This window comes from Rahnella victoriana, from assembly GCF_004330295.1.
Taxonomy (GTDB): Bacteria; Pseudomonadota; Gammaproteobacteria; order Enterobacterales; family Enterobacteriaceae; genus Rahnella; species Rahnella victoriana.
Map to the genome: position 1 here is coordinate 1 of NZ_SJOJ01000024.1, position 20,816 is coordinate 20,816.

Sequence of the window (20,816 nt, forward strand, 5' to 3'; positions counted from 1 at the left end):
CCGCCGAGGCGTTCGGCGCGGGTGAGCGAGTTGCTCAGCCCGCCGAGATAGGCAATTTGTTTGTGGCCGCGTTTGATCAGATATTCCGTGGCCATTTTCGCCGCGAGCATATTATCAGGGCGGACAACGTCGACGCCTTCAATGCCGCCGGAACGGGCGGCGCAAATCAGCGGCACGCCCTGCTCCTCTGCTTTTTCCCTTAACCCGGCGATCGTATTTGCCCCCCCGGCGATCACAATGCCGTCCACGCCGTGCGTGAGTAAGGTATCAAAGCAACGCATCAGTCCTTTGCCCGCCGGACCACTTTGCAGCAGGAACAACACCTTGCCCTGCGCTTCAAACATTTCGCTGAGACCGGCGGTCATTTCGGCATAAAAGGGTTCGCAGATATCACGCACAATCAGCCCGACCACGCCGGACTCACCGCCGCGCAGCGTACTGGCCTGACGGTTACGCACAAAACCCAGTTCATCCACGGCGCGGTTAACCCGTTCAGCCGTCGTCTGGGAAATACGCCCTTTTCCGCTGAGCACCAGCGAGACGGTGGTCACCGAAACACCGGCGTGCTGTGCCACATCAATAATGGTGATTTTTTTAGGGTTCATCAGAGGTTGTCGTTCGTATCAGACTGCATAAAACGGGATCCTTTCCCGCCCGCGGTATCCGCTCGTTGGAATACTTAGCGTGGTCAAACAGTTATACCTAATTCCCGCTATTGAGTAAAACGTTTAACCTTGATTTAAGCCACGCAGGACAGGCATTGTTTAATATTGTGAGTTACAACACGTATTAATCAGGTAAAACGTTTTATCTTAGCCGCCGTTATAAGCAGCTATTAAAACAACTCAGGGAGCGGGTATGCCTGCCAACAAAAAACAACGTGTCACACTTTGGGAATTCTTCCAGAGCTTAGGGAAAACTTTCATGCTGCCGGTCGCCTTGCTGTCGTTCTGCGGCATCATGCTGGGCATCGGCAGTTCATTAAGCAGCCACGACGTCGTGACGCTGATCCCCACATTAGGTAATCCGGTTCTTCAGCTGATTTTCGTCTGGATGAGCAAGGTCGGTTCATTCGCGTTCAGTTTCCTGCCGGTGATGTTTGCTATCGCCATCCCGCTGGGTATGGCACGTGAAAACAAAGGCGTCGCGGCGTTCTCCGGCTTCGTCGGTTTCGCGGTGCTGAATCTGGCCATCAACTTCTTCCTGACCGCTAACGGCACGCTGCCGACAGTCGATCCGATGGTGCTGAAAGCCAATAACATCCAGATGATCCTCGGTATCCAGTCCATCGACACCGGTATTCTGGGCGCGGTGATTGTCGGTATCATCGTGTACATTCTGCACGAGCGTTACAACACCATCCGTCTGCCGGATGCACTGGCCTTCTTCGGCGGTACCCGTTTCGTGCCGATCGTCACCACGGTGGTGCTCGGTCTGGTCGGCCTGCTGATCCCGTTGATCTGGCCTTTCTTCGCCGCAGGGATTAACGGCCTGGGCCGTCTGATTCAGGGCGCAGGGGTATTTGGCCCGATGATTTTCGGTTCCGGCGAACGTCTGCTGTTACCGTTCGGTCTGCATCATATTCTGGTGGCGCTGATCCGCTTCACCGAAGCCGGTGGCACGCTGGATGTCTGTGGCCGCGAAGTCAGCGGTGCGCTGACTATCTTCCAGGCGCAGCTCTCCTGCCCGACCACTCACGGTTTCGCGGAAAGCGCGACGCAGTTCCTGTCTCAGGGCAAAATGCCAGCCTTCCTCGGCGGCCTGCCGGGTGCGGCACTGGCAATGTATCACTGTGCGAAACCTGAGAACCGTCATAAAATTAAAGGCCTGCTGATTTCCGGCGTGGTGGCTTGCGTGGTTGGCGGTACAACGGAACCGATCGAATTCCTGTTCCTGTTCGTTGCGCCGGTGCTGTATGTGATCCATGCATTGCTGACCGGTCTGGGCTTCACCATTATGTCCGTACTGGGCGTAACCATCGGCAATACTGACGGCAACATCATCGATTTCGTGGTCTTCGGTATCCTGCACGGTACAGCAACCAAATGGTATCTGGTGCCGTTGGTGGCAGCGATCTGGTTCGCGGCTTACTACGCGATCTTCCGCTTCTCTATCACGCGCTTTAACATTAAAACGCCGGGTCGTGAATCCGAGAATACGCCAGCCGCAGCGGCCGTACCGTCTTCCAGCAAATCAGGTTATAACGTACCGGTTATCCTGAGCGCGTTGGGCGGTGCCGGTAATATCGTTTCACTGGATAACTGCATCACCCGCCTGCGTCTCTCGGTGGCAGATATGTCGCTGGTTGACGATGCAACGCTGAAAGCCAACCGGGCGATTGGGGTCGTGCACCTGAACGAGCACAACCTGCAGGTGGTCATTGGTCCGCAGGTGCAGTCAGTAAAAGATGAACTGGATTATCTGATCCGTACCGCGGCGAGTCAGTCCGCGCCAGAACCGGTCATTGCGTAATAAGATTAACAGGGGCGACATATGTCGCCCTTTTCTGCTTTATTCAGGGAGTGAAACGAATGTCTTTTGATTTCTCCACCGTCACCGACCGTCACGGCACCTGGTGCACACAATGGGATTATGTCGCTGACCGTTTCGGCAGTGCCGACCTGTTGCCGTTCACCATCTCCGACATGGATTTCCCCGCTGCGCCGTGCATTCTCGACGCACTGCAAAAACGTCTGCAACACGGTGTGCTGGGTTACAGCCGCTGGCAGCATGATGATTTTCTCGGCGCGGTGGCGCACTGGTATCAGCAGCGTTTTAACAGCCAGATTGACCGCGACATGGTGGTGTACGGCCCGTCGGTGATTTATATGGTGGCGCAACTGATCCGCCAGTGGAGTCAGCCGGGCGATGGCGTGGTGACGTTCACCCCGGCCTATGATGCGTTCTTTAAAGTGGTAAATGGCAATCTGCGCAACATGCTGGCCTGTCCGCTGATAAAAAACGGCAACGACTGGTCGCTGGATGCGCAACAACTGGAAAGCCTGCTGGCGCAACCGACCTGCTCACTGCTGTTGCTGTGCAGTCCGCACAACCCGACCGGTAAAGTCTGGACGCGCGAAGAACTGACGCTGATCGCCACCCTGTGCGAACGTCATAATGTGCGGGTGATCAGCGATGAAATTCATATGGATATGGTCTGGGGCGACAACCGGCATACGCCATGGAATGAAGTGGCGCGCGGCGAATGGGCATTGCTGACATCCGGTTCGAAAAGCTTCAACATTCCGGCGCTGACCGGCGCTTACGGGTTGATCAGCCATAAAGCGCAGCGCGATGCGTACCTGCATCAGCTCAAAGCCTGCGACGGCTTATCCTCCCCGGCGGTAATGGCCGTTCATGCGCATGTTGCCGCCTATCACCACGGCGAACCCTGGCTGGATGCGCTGCGCGACTATTTGCAGGCCAATCTGCGTTACGTCGCAGACCAGCTAAATGCCGCTTTCCCGCAGCTGAACTGGCAACCGCCGCAATCTACCTATCTGGCATGGATTGATTTGCGTCCGCTCGGACTTGATGACAAACAGCTGCAAAAAACGCTGATCGAACATCAAAAAGTCGCCATCATGCCGGGTTATACCTACGGCGAAGAAGGCAACGGTTTCCTGCGTCTGAATGTCGGCTGCCCGAGATCGAAAGTGGAAGCCGGTGTTGAAAAATTAATCAATGGCATCAGAGAGTTGGTCTGAGCTCCTCCCCCTGCGAAGGGGGAGGTTGGGAGGGGGTTTTAAGGGCAAACACCCGGTCAATGAACACTTCAACCTCCTGATATTTCTTTAATACCCCACCCCAACCCTCCCCTTCGCAGGGGAGGGAGCAAATTCAAAACCCTTCTTGTTGCGCAACTAAATACAGTTATAATGCCCCGCACATTTCAATAATAATGAGTGCACACCATGATCGACACACGCCTTCCCCTGACCGATATTCACCGCCACCTTGATGGCAACATCCGCGCTCAAACCATTCTCGATTTAGGCCGTCAGTTTACTCTGTCCCTGCCTGCTAACGAACTTGAAGCCCTGCGCCCGCACGTGCAGGTGATGCATACCGAACCGGATCTGGTGAGTTTTCTGCAGAAACTCGACTGGGGGGTCAAGGTGCTGGGCGATCTGGATGCCTGCCGCCGTATTGCTAAAGAAAACGTCGAAGATGCGGCGAAGGCCGGTCTGCACTATACCGAACTGCGTTTCTCCCCGTATTACATGGCAATGAACCACAAACTGCCGGTGGCAGGCGTGGTGGAAGCCGTGATCGAAGGGATCCGCGAAGGTCAGCAGAATCATGATATCGATGTGCGCCTGATCGGCATTCTGAGCCGTACCTTTGGGGAAGACGCCTGCCTGCAGGAACTGGAAGGATTGCTGGCGCACCGCGACGGCATTACCGCGCTCGATCTGGCCGGCGATGAACTGGGCTTCCCGGGCAGCCTGTTCCTCAGCCACTTTAACCGTGCGCGTGACGCAGGCTGGCGGATCACCGTCCATGCCGGTGAAGCCGCAGGGCCGGAAAGCATCTGGCAGGCGATCCGTGAACTGGGCGCTGAGCGCATCGGTCATGGCGTGAAAGCCGCGCAGGATCCGGCACTGATGGATTTCCTGGCAAAGCATCAGATTGGTATCGAATCCTGCCTGACCTCCAACATTCAGACCAGCACCGTCGCGTCGTTTGAACAGCATCCGCTGGCGATTTTCCTGCGCCACGGCGTGCTGGCATCAATCAATACCGATGACCCGGCGGTTCAGGGGATTGAGATTGCTAACGAATATCTTGTTGCCGCCCCGGCAGCCGGTCTGACGCAGAACGAAATCCGCAAAGCACAGGAAAACGGCCTGACCATGGCATTCCTGACCGAAGCTGAAAAGCAGGCGATCCGCGACAAAGTGTCCGCATAACCGTTTCTCAGACCATAAAAAAGGGCGGGATAAACTCTCCGCCCTTTTCTTTTTCCGCCGTGGTTTACACGGTTTTGACTTCTTCTTTTTTCACCAGCGCCGCCGCTTCTTCACGCGCCACACGTTTGGCATAACGCGAGGCCAGCACCGCGCAGACCATCAGCTGGATCTGATGGAAAATCATCAGTGGTAACACCATCGCGCCCACAGCCGCCGCCGGGAACAGCACGTTCGCCATCGGAATACCGTTCGCCAGACTTTTCTTCGAACCGCAGAACACGATGGTGATTTCGTCTTTGGTATTAAAACCAAACAGACGCGCCACGTAGGTATTGATTACCAGCACGATGGTCAGCAAAACAATGGAACAACCGAGGATCGCCAGCAGCGACCAGCCGTTGATCTGATGCCAGATCCCCTGCACCACCGCCTCGCTGAATGCGACATACACCACCAGCAGAATCGATGAACGGTCAGTGACGTTAACGATTTTTTTATGACGTTGCACCCATGCGCCGATCAGCGGACGGCAAAGATGCCCGATAATAAATGGCACCATCAGTTGCAATACGATGGAGCCAATCGCGTGCAGGGTGTCGCTGGTGCCGCCCTGCGTGTGCATCAGCAGTCCGACCAGCACCGGCGACAGAAACACGCCCAGAATGCTGGATGCGGACGCGCTGCAAATCGCTGCCGGAATATTGCCGCCCGCCACAGAGGTATAGGCGATCGCCGACTGCACGGTAGCGGGCAGTGCGCAGAGATACAGGAAACCGTAGTACAACGTCGGCGTCAGAATGCCCACCGGCACCAGCCATTTCATGCCCAGCCCCAACAGCGGGAACAGCGCGAAGGTGCTGAGGAACACCACCACGTGCAGCCGCCAGTGGCTGATCCCCGCCATGATCGCTTCACGCGAAAGCTTCGCGCCGTGCATAAAGAACAGCAGCGCAATGGCGGCGGTGGTCAGGTAGCCGAAGAGGGTTTTATAAATCCCTTCACACGGAAAGAATGACGCAATCACCACCACACACACCAGAATCAGCAAAAACTTGTCAATTTTCAGACGTTGTAACCAGGACATGAACCTTCCTTGCAAAGTGAATAACAAACGAAAAGGAAAGATGCCACCGTGGTGACATCTTAAAAGCGTAGACGACGTGTTAGTTCTTGATGACTTTCAATGTCGCCTGTTGTTCCGAGGACTGCATCCCCAGTTCGAGCATTTCCATCACGCGGATCGCATCAGCGGCAGGGACCGGATTGTCGCCCTGTCCGTTAATCGCATCACGCACACCGGCGTAATAAGCCGGATAATCACCCGGAATGGTCAGCAGGGATTTCTCGGCCAGCACGCCGTCATGGCTCAGCGTAATCACACCGTCGCGCTTGTCGAAGCCCCAGTCCGGCTGAGGCAAACGCTCACCGGCTTTCAGACGATCTTCCTGCGGATCCAGCCCAAACTTCACGTAGCTGCCCTTTTCGCCCTGCACGATAAAACGTGCCGTTTCCGCCACCGCATACACGGTGCTGTGCAGCACCACGCGACGGCGCGGATAGGTCAGCACGGCGTTGAAATAATCCACCGCTTTGCCGCCCGGACGCAGCACCGCCAGATCTGCCTGCAACGCATCCGGCGTACCGAACAATTGCAGCGCCTGATCCAACAGATGCGAACCTAAATCGAACCAGATGCCGCTGCCCGGCGCATCACTTTCGCGCCAGCGTTGCATCACCTGCGGCTTGTAACGGTCATAATGAGATTCGAAATAAACGATATCGCCCAGCGCGCCTTCGTTGATCAGCGCCTTTACAGTAAGGAAATCCGAATCCCAGCGACGGTTATGGAAGACCGACAGCACTTTGCCTTTCTCACGCGCCAGCACATCCAGCTCGCGGGCCTCTTCCAGTGTCACGGTGAAGGGCTTATCGACGATAACGTGCTTACCGGCTTCCAGCGCCAGCTTCGCCAGCGGGAAATGGGTGGTGTTCGGGGTCGGGATCACCACCAGATCAATGGACGCATCAGCGAACAGTTTTTCCGGCGAATCAACCACTGCAACATGGGGCCAGTCGGCATGAACTTTGCCCGCATCGCTGCTGGACACGACCGCCAGTTCAAGGCCGGGGGTGCCATCAATCAGGGGAGAATGGAAGGTTTTGCTGGCAAAACCATAGCCAACAAGGCCAACGCGGAGGGTCTGGGTCATATGATTTCCTTTATTTAACGGGCTTACCCGCAGGACGCTAATCATCTGATTTGACACCAGCTTACAAAGCTGGACAAGAGAAATTTTTCGTGGGATTGCCAGCCGAACTGGCCAGATGCTTGGGCTCGCCGCCCAAACGGGCGCAAAGGGTTTTAAACGAAACCCTTTGGAATCCTGCGTTTTTTAACTGCGCGCTATCGCTTGCTGGCCATGTTTCAGGTACCACAGCGACAGGCTGGAAATCTTGCCGCTGCGCGGTTCCTTCTCTCGGTCCTGGAGCCTTAGGTCTCCAGGCCGCTCCGTTCAGCAAGATTTCTGAATCGCCCGCACGATCTTAAAATCAACGGCAGATTGTTTTTCATCTTTGCTCCTCCCCCTGCGAAGGGGGAGGTTGGGAGGGGGTTTTAAGGGCTAACACCTTGTCAAAGCATACTTCAACCTATTGATTTTACTTTAATACCCCACCCCAACCCTCCCCTTCGCAGGGGAGGGAGCAGACCGAATTTTTAACTCCTCACCCTTCTCAGCGAGGAGGAGAACGGAGTCTTACTCGTAATCTGACATCGGTACACATGAACAGAACAAATTCCTGTCCCCGTACACGTCATCCAGACGTTTTACCGTCGGCCAGTATTTGTTGTCGTAACCGGCCGGGAAGACTGCCACTTCGCGGGTGTACGGGTGGTTCCAGTCGCTGACCAGCTCGTTCTGCACGTGCGGTGCATTCACCAGCGGGTTATCTTCCAGCGGCCATTCGCCTTTCGCTACGCGATCAATTTCACTGCGGATTGCCAGCAGCGCATCGATAAAGCGATCCAGTTCCACCTTGCTTTCGGATTCGGTCGGCTCAACCATCAGCGTACCGGCCACCGGGAAGGACATGGTCGGGGCGTGGAATCCGTAATCGATCAGACGCTTGGCGATATCCATTTCACTGATACCGGTGGTTTCTTTCAGCGGACGAATATCCAGAATGCATTCGTGCGCCACGCGACCATCACGGCCGGTATACAGCACCGGATAGGCGTCTTTCAGACGGGTCGCAATGTAGTTGGCATTCAGAATTGCCACCTGGCTGGCTTGCTTCAGGCCTTCCGCGCCCATCATGCGGATATACATCCAGCTGATGGGCAGGATGGAAGCACTGCCGAACGGAGCCGCAGAAACCGCGCCGTTTTGCGTCAGTACGCCGTCAATCTGCACCACGCTGTGACCCGGAACGAATGGAGCCAGATGCGCTTTCACACCGATCGGACCCATGCCCGGGCCGCCGCCGCCGTGCGGGATACAGAAGGTTTTATGCAGGTTAAGGTGCGACACGTCCGCGCCGATGTAACCCGGCGTGGTGATGCCGACCTGGGCGTTCATGTTCGCGCCATCGAGGTAAACCTGACCGCCGTACTGATGCACAATCTGGCACACTTCGCGGATGGTCTCTTCGTAAACGCCGTGCGTTGAAGGGTAAGTCACCATGATACAAGACAGCTCATCGCCCGCTTTCGCCGCTTTCTCACGCAGGTCACTCAGATCGATGTTGCCCTGTTTGTCACACGCGACAACCACTACGGTCATGCTCGCCATCTGCGCGGAAGCTGGATTGGTGCCGTGCGCTGAGCTTGGGATCAGGCAGATGTGACGACCACTTTCGTTACGGCTTTCGTGGTAGCGGCGGATGGCCAACAGACCCGCGTACTCACCCTGCGCACCGGAGTTCGGCTGCATGCACACCGCGTCATAACCGGTGAGCTGAACCAGCCATTGTGACAACTGACCAATCATCTGCTGATAACCGCCAGCCTGTTCTGTCGGGCAGAACGGATGCAGCTCGGCAAATTCCGGCCAGGTAATCGGGATCATTTCTGCTGCGGCATTCAGTTTCATGGTGCAGGAACCCAGCGGGATCATCGCCTGATTCAGCGCCAGATCCTTTTTCTCCAGACGGTGCATATAACGCATCATCTCGGTTTCGCTGTGGTACTGATTGAATACCGGATGGGTCAGGATCGGATCCACACGCAGCATCGCCGCTGGAATGGCATTGCTGTCGGTCGATGCGGCTTTGTCCAGTTTGTCGATATCCAGACCGTTGTCGTCACCCAGCAGGGCAGCAAACAGAATCTGAACGTCTTCGCGGGACGTCGCTTCATCAAGGGTGATACCGACTGCGCCATGAATGTCAGTACGCAGGTTCAGACCGAAACTCAGCGCACGTTCCAGCACAGCGGCTTTGTCTTTCACTTCGACGGTCAGCGTATCGAACCAGGTGTTGTGACGCAGCGTCAGGCCACCCTGTTTCAGGCCAGCGGCCAGAATGTCGGTCAGACGATGAATGCGTGAGGCAATGCGTTTCAGGCCTTCAGGGCCGTGGAATACCGCATACAGGCTGGCAATGTTGGCCAGTAAAACCTGCGAGGTACAAATGTTGGAGTTGGCTTTTTCTCGGCGGATATGTTGCTCGCGGGTCTGCATCGCCATACGCAGTGCCGTTTTGCCGGCAGCATCGCGGGAAACCCCGATGATACGGCCCGGCATGGAACGTTTGAATTCGTCTACGCAGGCAAAGAAGGCCGCGTGCGGACCGCCGTAGCCCATCGGCACACCAAAGCGTTGCGCGGAACCAAAGACCACGTCAGCGCCCTGCTTGCCCGGTGCGGCCAGCAGCACCAGCGCCATAATGTCAGCGGCGACGCTGGTAATAATTTTGCGTTTTTTCAGTTCGCCCAGCAGCGCGGTGTAATCGTGCACTTCACCGGTGGTGCCAACCTGCTGCAACAGCACGCCGAACACGCCTTCCAGCTCGAGCACTTTTTCGGCTTTATCAACAATGATGTCAAAACCGAAGGTTTCCGCACGGGTACGGACCACGTCCAGCGTTTGCGGATGCACGTCGTCAGCCACGAAGAAACGGTTGGCATCTTTCAGTTTGCTGGCGCGTTTTGCCAGTGCCATGGCTTCGGCGGCGGCAGTCGCTTCATCGAGCAAAGAAGCAGACGCCAGATCCAGACCGGTCAGATCCAGGGTCAGTTGCTGGAAGTTCAGCAGCGCTTCAAGACGGCCCTGCGACACTTCCGGCTGATACGGCGTGTACGCGGTATACCAGCCCGGATTTTCCAGCATGTTGCGCAGGATAACCGGCGGCGTCAGCACCGCGCTGTAACCCATACCGATGTAGGATTTATAGCGTTGGTTCTGGCTGGCAATGGCTTTCAGCTCAGCCAGCGCCTGATGTTCCGTCACGGCATCGCCGACGGCCGGTGGCCCCGGCAACTGGATATCGACCGGAACGATCTGCTGGATCAGCGCGTTTAAGGAATCCGCACCGACCGTTTCCAGCATCTGTTGCTGTTGCTGAGAAGACGGACCGATATGGCGGCCGATAAAGGCTTCGCTGTGTTCGAGTTGGCTGAGAGTCTGAGTCATTTGCTACGCATTCCTGAAATCTGCTGGAGGTGTCTTGGGATACTGACAAAAGCTACGGGTCGGGATCTGCCCCGCAAGCGGGTTGCGGGGCGGGTAAAACAATGTGTAATTATTCGTCGATGGAAGCTGAATAGGCTTCTGCATCAAGCAGCTTAGCCAGTTCGCTTTCGTCTGACGCTTTAATCTGGAACAGGAAACCGCTGCCATATGGCTCGCTGTTGACCAGCTCCGGGGAACCTTCCAGTTCGCCGTTCACTGCAACGATTTCGCCGCTAACTGGAGAGTAAATGTCGGAAGCCGCTTTGACGGATTCAGCCACGGCGCAGTCTTCACCGGCAGCCACTTCGCGGCCGACTTCTGGCAGATCAACGAAAACCATGTCGCCCAGTAATTCCTGCGCGTGTTCGGTGATGCCTACGGTGTAAACGCCGTTGCCTTCTGAACGTACCCACTCGTGGGAAGAGGCGTATTTCAAATCTGCTGGAACATTGCTCATGTTATTTTCTCCAAAAAGTGCTTAATTCAGCGTTAACTGGATAATTTTTATCTCGAATTCGTTACTGCGCCAGAGGTTTGCCGTTACGGACAAAACCTGGCTTGGTGACTTTTACCGGCATTTCGCGGTTACGGATTTGCACAATGGCATGTTCGCCAATGCCCGCCGGAACGCGTGCCAGAGCAATACTGTAGCCCAGCGTCGGGGAGAACGAACCGCTGGTGATCACGCCTTCCAGCGTGTTACCCGCGCTGTCGGTGAATCGCACCGGCAGTTCGTTACGCAATACGCCTTTCTCGGTCATCACCAGGCCGACCAGCTGTTCGGTGCCCTGCTCGCGCTGTCTTTCCAGCGCATCACGGCCAATAAAGTCACGGTCTTCCGGTGCCCAGGCGATGGTCCAGCCCATATTGGCCGCCAGCGGCGAAACACCTTCGTCCATTTCCTGCCCGTACAGATTCATGCCTGCTTCCAGACGCAGTGTGTCGCGCGCGCCCAGACCGGCAGGTTTTACCCCTGCGGCCAGCAATTTCTGCCAGAAATCCGCCACCTGTTCTTGCGGCAGTGCGATTTCATAACCCGCTTCGCCGGTATAACCGGTTGTCGCGATAAACAGGTCGCCCGCCTGAACGCCGAAGAACGGCTTCATGCCCGCGACAGCCTGTTTTTGTTCTGCGGTAAACAAGGTTTCCGCTTTTTCTTTCGCCTGCGGCCCCTGCACGGCAACCAGCGCCAGATCATCACGCACTGTCAGTTCAACAGCGTACGGTTCTGCATGCTGCGAAATCCATGCCAGATCTTTCTCGCGGGTCGCGGAGTTAACCACCAGACGGAAATAATTTTCGTTGAGGAAATAGACGATCAGATCGTCAATCACGCCACCGGAGGCATTGAGCATGCCGGTGTACAGGGCTTTGCCGGGAACGGTGAGTTTGGCGACATCGTTCGCCAGAAGATAACGGAGGAATTCACGGGTACGGGCGCCGTGGAGGTCGACGATGGTCATGTGCGAGACGTCAAACATACCGGCATCCTGACGCACAACGTGGTGTTCATCCAGCTGAGAGCCGTAATGCAGAGGCATCATCCAGCCGTGGAAATCGACCATACGCGCGCCGCACGCAACATGTTGTTCATAAAGCTGAGTCTGCTTAACCATCTTATTCCTCATTTAATTAAGTGCATAAACAGCACACCGCGCAAACGATACCCTCGCTCGAACTTACCACTGAATAAGCTCACTAACCATAAGTTAAAATATGCAGAGCAGCGGGAATGTCAGTGATTTCACAAGGGCATTGTGCAGAGTTTTTGACTGGTAAACTGGGGTTTGCGGCGCAAAATCTACAAATAAACCGCAAAAGTATCGATGTTATATAACGACAAGGCCGGATTTCTCACCATTTGCAGAATGAAAAATCCGGACCCGGATTAGAAAATGTAATGGAAAAATTGAGCTGAAATTAGATTATTTCAATCGAAGTGAATCGTCCCGTAACCATTCGGGTAAATCGTTCAGCCCCATGGCCTGACGGACCAGTTTCGGTTTCACACCCGGCAGGGAATCCGCCAGCGTCAGGCCGATGTCGCGCAGCAGTTTTTTGGCTGGATTATCCCCGGCAAACAGTTCGCGGAAGCCCTGCATACCCGCCAGCATCAGCGCCGCGCTGTGTTTACGACGACGCTCGTAACGGCGCAGGTACATGTGCTGGCCGAAATCTTTGCCTTCTTTTTGCAGACGTTTGATTTCAGACGCCAGTTCAGCAGCATCCATAAAGCCTAAGTTCACGCCCTGTCCGGCGAGCGGATGCACGGTGTGTGCCGCATCGCCGACCAGCGCCAGGCGTTGTCCGGCAAAGCTGCGGGCATAACGGCCGGTCAGCGGGAAGGTCAGGCGCTCACTTTCTACGCGACACACGCCCAGTCGCAGGTCAAAAGTGCTGGCGAGGATTTTGTTGAACTCTTCAGGCTCCAGCGCGCTCAGGCGCTGTGCTTCATCCGGTGACACTGACCAGACGATGGAAGACAAATGCGCATCCGCCAGCGGCAGAAATGCCAGAATACCTTCACCGTGAAAGACCTGACGTGCAACAGACTGGTGCGGCTCTTCCGTGCGGATGGTCGCCACCAGTGCATGATGACGGTAATCCCAGAAAGTCAGCGGGATGTCGGCATGCTGGCGCAGCCATGACTGTGCGCCGTCCGCGCCGACCACTAAACGCGCGCTGAGCTGGCGATCATCATTAAGGGTGATAAACGCTTCGTTTTCGCCCCAGGCTACGTTCTTCAATGTGGCCGGTGCGAGCAACGTGATGTCGGAAGATTTTTCCGCACGCTGCCACAGCGCACGGTGGATCACCTGATTCTCAATGATGTGACCCAGATGGCTGAAGCCATATTCTTCGCCACGGAAGGCGATTTTGCCGAAGCTGTCACGATCCCAGACTTCCATCCCCTGATAGGCATTGGCACGCTGAGCAATGATGTTGTCCCAGACGCCGATATATTTCAGCAGACGTTCGCTGGCGGCATTGATTGCCGAAACCCGTAAACCCGGCTGTTCCGGTAACGGCGAATCGAGATCCGGTTGCTGGTTTTCCAGCACCGCAATGCGCAAACCGCTGCCCTGTAATCCGCACGCCAGCGCCAGACCGACCATTCCGCCACCGGCGATAACCACATCAAAAGATTGCATAATTTTTCCTGTAAGGCTTAACGGTCAACCCAGCCTAAAGTTCTTCGGGTAAACGCATCGCGTAATGGCGTAATGCCTTCCATCGCCAGTAAGCCGAGATTACGTCCGACCATTAACGGCAGCCAGCGGTTGGCAAAGAGGTGGATCAGGCCGTCGGTCACGCCGACGGTTGCCTGCTGATCGGGCTGACGGCGCTGCTGATAGTCACTCAGCACGCGGTAACTGCCAACATCCGCGCCTTGTGCCGCGGCATTGGCCAGCGTTTCGGCCAGTGTCATGACATCACGCAGACCGAGGTTAAAACCCTGTCCGGCAATCGGATGCAGTGTTTGCGCCGCATTCCCCACCAGCGCCAGACGGTGGCTGATATGGCTGTTGGCTCGCTGCAATTGCAGCGGATAACTGAACCGTTTACCGGCCTGTTTCATGGTACCCAGCCGCCAGCCGAAGGCTTTTTGCAGCTCACTGAGGAACTGTGCTTCACTCCAGTTATCGATCTCTTCTTTGGCTTCGCGCGGATGACACCAGACCAGCGAACTGCGGCCATCGGACATCGGCAGTAACGCCAGCGGTCCGTGCTTCGTGAAGCGTTCAAACGCCCGGTTGTGGTGTGGCTCACTGGTGGCGATATTCGCGATCACGGCAATCTGACCGTAATCTTCACGCTGCCAGCCAATGTTGCAGGCTTTGGCCAGTGAGGAGTGTGAGCCGTCCGCCGCCACCAGAAGTTGTGCGGTCAGCGTTTCACCGTTGTCGAGTGTCACGCTGGCAGACTCTTGCGAACGTGCGACATCCGTGACCTTGGCCGGACAATGCAGCGTGACGCCGGGGGCATTTTTCAGCATCGCAAACAGGCGCTTACCGACTTCATGCAACTCAACCACCTGCCCCAGCGCCTCAACGCCATAATGCGCGGCATTGAGGTTCACAAAGGCCGCGTGACCGCGATCGCTGACGTGAATATCCCGGATGGGCGTGGCGATATTCGCCAGCGCAGGCCAGATACCCACCCGCGATAATTGCTGGCAGGTGCCTTGTGCCAGCGCAATCGAACGGGCATCAAAACCCGGATGTCCGTGATGTTCAGGCGCAGTGGCTTCCACCAGATGCACCGGCAAGCGCCCCTCGGTCAGCGAGGAAATCGCCAGCGCCAGCGTTGCGCCGGTCATCCCGCCGCCAACAATGACAATGCTCATATTATTTCTGTGCCGCCGCCATCAGGGCTTCAATATCATCGGCTTCTTTCACCACATCGCCGGTCAGAATTTCAATGCCGGTGGCGGTGATCAGAATGTCGTCTTCGATACGGATACCGATGCCACGGTACGCTTCGGGGACGTCGGCGTCCGGCGCGATATACAGGCCCGGTTCAACGGTCAGCACCATGCCCGGTTCCAGCGTACGGCTGCGATCTGCCGAGCCGTAATGGCCGACGTCATGCACGTCCAGCCCCAGCCAGTGCGATAAACCGTGCATGAAGAACTGTTTGTGCGCCTGTTCAGCGTAAAGGGTTTCGACGTCGCCCTTCATCACGCCGAGTTTGATCAGGCCTTCAATCATCACGCGCACTGCGGCTTCGGTCGCGGCCTGAATGCTGCTGCCCGGTCCGAAGACTTCCAGCGCTTTGTATTCTGACGCCAGCACGATGTCGTAGATTTCACGTTGCGCTTTGCTAAATTTGCCGTTCACCGGGAACGTACGGGTAATATCACCGGCATAACCCTGATATTCACAACCGGCGTCGATCAGCACTAAATCGCCGTCACGCAGTTCGCATTCGTTTTCGGTGTAATGCAGAATGCAGCCGTTTACGCCGCCGCCCACAATGGTGTTGTAGGAAGGATAACGGGCGCCGTGACGGTTAAATTCGTGATGAATTTCGCCTTCAAGGTGGTATTCAAACATGCCCGGACGGCATTTTTCCATCGCGCGGGTATGGGCCAGCGCGGTGATCTGTCCGGCGCGGCGCATGATGGCGATTTCTTCCGCTGATTTGAACAGGCGCATATCATGCACCCACGGACGCCAGTCGGTGACCGTGGCCGGAGCAGAGAAATTCTGACGGAAACCTTTACGCAGTTTTTCCATCGCACGGTTCACGATGTCATCGGCATAGGCGTAATCGCCTTGTGCGTGGTACACCACGTCGAGGCCGTTAAGCAGAAGGTGAAGCTGGTCGTTGATATCGTCAAACGGCAACGCTTTGGTCACGCCAAGTTTGGCGGGTGCCGCGTCCTGACCCAGACGACGACCAAACCAGATTTCAGCAGTGAGATCACGAACGCGGTTGAACAGGACACTGTGGTTATGATTTTCATCACTTTTCACCAGGACCAGCACCGCTTCCGGTTCATTGAATCCGGTGAAATACCAGAAATCACTGCTCTGACGATACGGGTATTCACTGTCGGCACTGCGCGGTGCTTCCGGCGCAGAAAAAATGATTGCCGCGCTTCCCGGTGCCATCTTCGCTAACAGCGCCTGACGACGATTCTCGTACTCTTGCTGAGTCATCACCTTCTCCTGAAATCGTTTTAATTAATGCAATGTACGGTGATTTTCTGCAGCCGTCGGGCGGCTGTGACCGAATTCACCAAAGCACAGGATGGCCGCCACGCGGACGTACTCCACCACTTCTTCTAAAGACTGCGCTAATTGTTCCTGATCTTCATCTTCGTCGTAACCGAGTTGCGCGATGCTACGCAAATCGTCGATCGCTTCACCGACTTCGCCTTTCACTTTAGCGAGTTTTGGCTGCATCATGCCCAGCCCCAGCAGGAAATGGTTAACCCAGCCCGCCAGTGCATCAGCACGCTCAAAGACGTTTTTATCGTCATCCGGCATCATCATTTTAAATTCGAAGCTGTCATCTTCCAGCGTATCTGCGGTGACTTTGCGCAGTTGTTGCAGCAAATCCGCCAGCGTGTGCGGGAAGGCGATGCCTTCGTTGGTCAGATCATGAACCAGAGTCAGCCAGCTACCGTCGCGATTACCGCCGCACAGCAAGCCACTGATCAAACCGTGCATTTCTGCTGCGGTCAGAGCAACCGATTGTTGTTTCAGGTTTTGATCCAACGAATCGTAAGTAGGGTAAGTATTCTCAATAGACATGCGCATTCGCCATCGTTGGCAGGTTAAGTTCGTGTTATGCTACCACCAAGGTCTGTCGTAGTACCAGATTAGCAGCCCGCGATTGGGTGGTCTAAGGCATGAATGGCACGCCCTGAACAATCGGGCAGCAGTCAGTCGGTCATGGGGTTGTAACCTGGTATTGAGATAGTTATAGTGGCGCCCGCTTCCAACATCCTGCGCCAGGTCGTAGTGGTCACGTTGGGGCGGACGAATAAATCAGCAGGAAGGTGGCATGTCTGCACAACCGGTAGATATTCAAATTTTTGGTCGCTCTTTACGGGTGAATTGTCCGCCAGAACAACAGGAAGCACTGAATCTGGCAGCTGAAGATCTTAATCAGCGGTTGCAAGATCTGAAAGTTCGCACTAGAGTCACCAATACAGAGCAACTGGTCTTCATCGCGGCATTGAACGTATGTCACGAACTTGCTCAGGAAAGGTTGAAAACGCGCGATTATGCATCCAATATGGAACAACGTATCCGGATGTTGCAACAAACCATCGAGCAGGCATTGCTCGAACAAGGCCGGATCTCTGAACGTGAAGGGGCGCCTTTCGAATAACACACGTTGCTGACTGACTGGTCACAGGTCGTCAGAAACGGTAAAAAATTTCTCTGAGATGTTCGCCAGCGGGCCCGTCCCCTGAGCCGATAATTAGTACCAACAGAATGTGATGATCCGTAATCGGTGCGCATGCTCGGTCCGTCCGAGAAGCCTAAAGATTGCGACAGCACGTTCACCTTGAACCATGGGTTCAAGGGTTACAGCCTGCGACGGCATCTCGGAGATTCCCCTTTCTTTTCGGTACATCCCTTTCTGGTGTTTGTATCTATGCCTTACACACCTTTGTTCGCTTCAGCCCGACACCTCATCCGCAATGAAATACGCCAACGCAGAAACGCGCTGACCACTGAACAGCAAACCACTTTTGCCCTGCAGGCCGCAGAACGTGTCGCCACGCATCCTGAGATTCAATCTGCCATCACCGTTTCCCTGTTTCTGTCCTTTGATGGTGAACTCGATACCGCACCCGTCATCGCCCGTCTGTGGCGTGAAGGCAAACAACTGTGTCTGCCGGTGCTGCACCCTTTCGTCCCCGGTAACCTGCTTTTCCTGCGTTATACCCCTGACACGCCGCTGGTGCGTAATCGTCTCAATATTCTCGAACCGCAACTGGATGTCACGCAGGTCATTCCGCTGTCCCGGCTGGATGTTATTCTGACGCCGCTGGTGGCGTTCGACAGCGTCGGGCAACGTTTAGGCATGGGCGGCGGTTTTTATGACCGCACGCTGGAACGCTGGAAGAATGGCGGACCTTATCCGATTGGTCTGGCGCACGATTGTCAGCATGTCGATGCCCTGCCGGTGGAACACTGGGATGTGCCTTTGCCGCAGGTGATTACCCCCGGCAAAGTATGGACGTGGTAGAAAGAGGCGCTAAACCGCAGACAGCAAAAAGGCGCCCTCCGGCGCCTTTGTCATTTCAGGCTGAGATCAGTAAAGCAGACGGGCGCGGATGGTGCCCGGAATGGCCTTCATCAGCTGCAACGCGGTATTCAGTGTTGCGGTATCTGTTTCTGCATCGATAACCACATAACCGATTTCAGGGCTGGTTTGCAGATACTGTGCAGCAATGTTGATACCTTGCTCCGCGAAAATCTGGTTGATGCTGGTCAGCACGCCCGGACGGTTTTCGTGAATATGCAGCAGACGGCTGGCTTTCTCGGTGTGAGCGGGCAGCGATGCTTCCGGGAAGTTAACCGCTGACAGCGTAGAACCGTTGTCAGAGTATTTCGCCAGTTTGCCTGCCACTTCGAGGCCGATACCTTCCTGCGCTTCCATGGTGGAACCGCCGATGTGTGGCGTCAGCAGCACGTTATCGAATTCACACAGCGGTGAATTAAACGGATCGCTGTTGGTTGCCGGTTCTTCCGGGAAGACGTCGATGGCCGCGCCGGACAAATGTTTGCTGCGCAGTGCATTGCACAGCGCAGGAATGTCGATCACGGTGCCACGTGAGGCGTTGATCAGCAGTGCGCCCGGCTTCATCTGTGCCAGCTGCACTTCAGAAATCATGTCTTTGGTGCTCAGGGTTTCCGGCACATGTAACGTCACGACGTCGCTGGTGTTGAGCAATTCTTCCAGCGAGGCAATCGGCTGCGCATTACCCAATGGCAATTTGCTTTCGATGTCGTAATAGAAGACGCGCATCCCCAGGCTTTCCGCGAGGATCCCCAACTGCGTACCGATGTGGCCGTAACCAATGATGCCCAGACGTTTGCCGCGCGCTTCGAAGGATCCGACTGCCAGCTTGTTCCAGACACCACGGTGTGCTTTGGCGTTGGCTTCCGGAATGCCGCGCATCATCAGCAGCATTTCGCCCAGTACCATTTCCGCCACAGAACGGGTATTGGAGAACGGCGCGTTAAAGACCGGAACACCGCGACGGGTGGCGGCTTTCAGATCCACCTGATTGGTACCGATACAGAAACAGCCAACAGCCACCAGTTTTTCTGCTGCCTGGAACACTTCTTCAGTCAGCTGAGTACGCGATCGGAGTCCAACAAAGTGCGCATCACGGATCGATTCTTTCAGCGATTGCGTGTCTAAAGCACCTTTGTGAAATTCAATATTGGTGTAACCCGCTGCACGGAGTGTATCAACCGCACTTTGGTGGACGCCTTCCACTAACAAAAATTTAATCTTGTCTTTCTCAAGTGATACTTTTGCCATTTCCCGACCCTATATTTTCTGACTGAAATCTGACTGCAAGGTGACTGCTCCCCGTCAACATAACAAAAAATCCGCCATCATCAATACAAACGATTGCCTGCCCGGTAGCAGAAGGCTCACCGCGCGTGATGGTTTTTAGCATTTCATGCTGGTTAGATTTTGCGGAGCCAGACGTTCTGGAGGAGAAACACAGGAATGTGACATAAGTCACCAAATTAAGACTTCTGAAGAAAAGATGATTCAGTCAGAAAATTATCATCTTCATAACATTGCATTATGACAGGAGTGTGTCTGGCTGCTTTTGTCTGAGCAGCCAGATCTTCTGCTTATCGCTGTCTTATTTCAGCTTAACAGTTTTAACGCCTTCAGATGTCCCGACCAGCGCCACGTCCGCGCCACGGTTAGCAAACAGCCCCACCGTCACCACACCGGCAATGCTGTTGATCTTATTTTCCATCGCGACGGCATCGACGATATTCAGATTATGCACATCGAGGATCACGTTACCGTTATCGGTCAGCACATTCTGGCGGTACTCCGGCAGGCCGCCGAGTTTCACCAGTTCACGCGCCACATAAGAACGTGCCATCGGGATCACTTCCACCGGCAGCGGGAATTTGCCCAGTACATCGACCTGTTTGGAAGCATCCACAATGCAGATGAATTTTTTGGCGATCGCGGCAATGATTTTTTCGCGGGTCAGCGCCGCGCCGCCGCCTTTGATCATCTGCATTGAGCCGTTAATTTCATCGGCACCGTCAACGTACACATCCAGAGAATCCACTTCGTTGCTGTCGAAAACATGAATGCCTAAGCTTTTCAGTTTTGCGGTGGAGGCATCGGAGCTGGACACTGCGCCTTCGATCTGGCCTTTGACAGAACCCAGTGCATCAATGAAATGCGCGGCGGTAGATCCGGTGCCGACACCTACAATGGTGCCCGGAGTCACGTAATCCAGCGCGGCCCAGCCGACTGCTTTTTTCAATTCTTCCTGCGTCATAATGGCTTCTCTGTCTGATAACACGAAAGTGCTGTGAATAGTGGGATGAAACGAATTCTGCCGGTGATTATAAAGCATGTCCCGGCAAATTGGGCGACCAGGTGCGTGACCAGATCACACTTATTAAGTGCAATTGTGCTGCCATTCCTCCGATTTTCCTCACCACAAAACCTGACAATCTGTGGCATAGTGTCCGGATAAAATTAAATCCAAGGG

17 protein-coding genes and 1 other RNA gene are annotated in these 20,816 nt (G+C 55.2%); 6 read left to right on the forward strand and 12 right to left on the reverse strand.

The genetic code is table 11. The annotated features are described in order from the left end of the window. On the reverse strand, window positions 1–605 hold a 605-nt coding region (gene malI / locus EYY67_RS18505), incomplete at its 3' end, for a Mal regulon transcriptional regulator MalI (RefSeq protein ID WP_131694094.1). A 253-nt stretch (window positions 606–858) separates the two neighbouring features. Between malI and malX the strand changes: the two genes are divergently transcribed. From malX to add, 3 genes are all read left to right on the forward strand, one after another. Further along, window positions 859–2,472 carry a maltose/glucose-specific PTS transporter subunit IIBC gene (malX, locus tag EYY67_RS18510; protein ID WP_095922077.1) on the forward strand — a complete coding sequence of 538 codons (1,614 nt, stop codon included), beginning with the start codon at window positions 859–861 and terminating at the stop codon, window positions 2,470–2,472. Window positions 2,473–2,531: 59 nt separating this feature from the next. Beyond that, on the forward strand, window positions 2,532–3,707 hold the full coding sequence (locus EYY67_RS18515) for a MalY/PatB family protein (RefSeq protein WP_131694095.1): 1,176 nt from the start codon (window positions 2,532–2,534) through the stop codon (window positions 3,705–3,707). Window positions 3,708–3,914: 207 nt separating this feature from the next. After that, the gene (gene add / locus EYY67_RS18520) at window positions 3,915–4,913 is read left to right on the forward strand and encodes an adenosine deaminase (RefSeq protein ID WP_095922079.1); all 999 of its coding nucleotides are present in this window, start codon (window positions 3,915–3,917) and stop codon (window positions 4,911–4,913) included. 64 nt (window positions 4,914–4,977) lie between these two features. On the opposite strand, the gene EYY67_RS18525 is transcribed toward add, so the two are convergent. The 9 genes from EYY67_RS18525 to EYY67_RS18565 form a co-directional block, all read right to left on the reverse strand. Further along, window positions 4,978–5,997: a bile acid:sodium symporter family protein gene (locus EYY67_RS18525; protein WP_119826100.1), complete on the reverse strand. Its 1,020-nt coding sequence runs from the start codon at window positions 5,995–5,997 to the stop codon at window positions 4,978–4,980. Between the two features lie 79 nt (window positions 5,998–6,076). After that, entirely contained in the window at window positions 6,077–7,123 is a 1,047-nt protein-coding gene (locus EYY67_RS18530) for an oxidoreductase (protein WP_119826102.1), read from the reverse strand. 546 nt (window positions 7,124–7,669) lie between these two features. Further along, complete coding sequence (gcvP, locus tag EYY67_RS18535; RefSeq protein ID WP_095924842.1) at window positions 7,670–10,543, reverse strand: aminomethyl-transferring glycine dehydrogenase; 2,874 nt, start codon at window positions 10,541–10,543, stop codon at window positions 7,670–7,672. Between the two features lie 109 nt (window positions 10,544–10,652). Further along, window positions 10,653–11,039: a glycine cleavage system protein GcvH gene (gcvH, locus tag EYY67_RS18540; protein ID WP_119826873.1), complete on the reverse strand. Its 387-nt coding sequence runs from the start codon at window positions 11,037–11,039 to the stop codon at window positions 10,653–10,655. Between the two features lie 61 nt (window positions 11,040–11,100). Then, on the reverse strand, window positions 11,101–12,198 hold the full coding sequence (gene gcvT, locus EYY67_RS18545; RefSeq protein ID WP_131694096.1) for a glycine cleavage system aminomethyltransferase GcvT: 1,098 nt from the start codon (window positions 12,196–12,198) through the stop codon (window positions 11,101–11,103). 309 nt (window positions 12,199–12,507) lie between these two features. Beyond that, window positions 12,508–13,734: an FAD-dependent 2-octaprenylphenol hydroxylase gene (gene ubiI, locus EYY67_RS18550; protein ID WP_119826877.1), complete on the reverse strand. Its 1,227-nt coding sequence runs from the start codon at window positions 13,732–13,734 to the stop codon at window positions 12,508–12,510. 17 nt (window positions 13,735–13,751) lie between these two features. Beyond that, window positions 13,752–14,930: a 2-octaprenyl-6-methoxyphenyl hydroxylase gene (ubiH, locus tag EYY67_RS18555; protein WP_131694097.1), complete on the reverse strand. Its 1,179-nt coding sequence runs from the start codon at window positions 14,928–14,930 to the stop codon at window positions 13,752–13,754. Between the two features lies 1 nt (window position 14,931). Next, window positions 14,932–16,248 (reverse strand): Xaa-Pro aminopeptidase, encoded by a 1,317-nt coding sequence (gene pepP / locus EYY67_RS18560; protein ID WP_131694098.1) that lies wholly within the window; start codon window positions 16,246–16,248, stop codon window positions 14,932–14,934. Window positions 16,249–16,272: 24 nt separating this feature from the next. Continuing rightward, window positions 16,273–16,845, reverse strand: a complete 573-nt coding sequence (locus EYY67_RS18565) for a YecA/YgfB family protein (RefSeq protein ID WP_095924836.1) — start codon at window positions 16,843–16,845, stop codon at window positions 16,273–16,275. Between the two features lie 253 nt (window positions 16,846–17,098). On the opposite strand from EYY67_RS18565, the gene zapA reads away from it, so the two are divergent. The 3 genes from zapA to EYY67_RS18580 all read left to right on the forward strand — a co-directional run bounded on the left by zapA (window position 17,099) and on the right by EYY67_RS18580 (window position 18,295). Beyond that, window positions 17,099–17,428: a cell division protein ZapA gene (gene zapA / locus EYY67_RS18570; RefSeq protein WP_013576788.1), complete on the forward strand. Its 330-nt coding sequence runs from the start codon at window positions 17,099–17,101 to the stop codon at window positions 17,426–17,428. A 47-nt stretch (window positions 17,429–17,475) separates the two neighbouring features. Further along, window positions 17,476–17,659, forward strand: a non-coding RNA gene (gene ssrS / locus EYY67_RS18575) — 6S RNA. 39 nt (window positions 17,660–17,698) lie between these two features. Further along, window positions 17,699–18,295 carry a 5-formyltetrahydrofolate cyclo-ligase gene (locus tag EYY67_RS18580; protein ID WP_131694099.1) on the forward strand — a complete coding sequence of 199 codons (597 nt, stop codon included), beginning with the start codon at window positions 17,699–17,701 and terminating at the stop codon, window positions 18,293–18,295. Window positions 18,296–18,361: 66 nt separating this feature from the next. Here EYY67_RS18580 and serA read toward each other — a convergent pair whose 3' ends face one another. Together serA and rpiA are read right to left on the reverse strand one after the other, a co-directional pair. Then, a complete protein-coding gene (serA, locus tag EYY67_RS18585; protein ID WP_095924834.1) occupies window positions 18,362–19,600 on the reverse strand; it encodes a phosphoglycerate dehydrogenase in 1,239 nt (412 codons plus the stop codon). A gap of 337 nt (window positions 19,601–19,937) precedes the next feature. Continuing rightward, on the reverse strand, window positions 19,938–20,600 hold the full coding sequence (gene rpiA, locus EYY67_RS18590) for a ribose-5-phosphate isomerase RpiA (RefSeq protein ID WP_095924833.1): 663 nt from the start codon (window positions 20,598–20,600) through the stop codon (window positions 19,938–19,940). Window positions 20,601–20,816 lie beyond the last annotated feature (216 nt).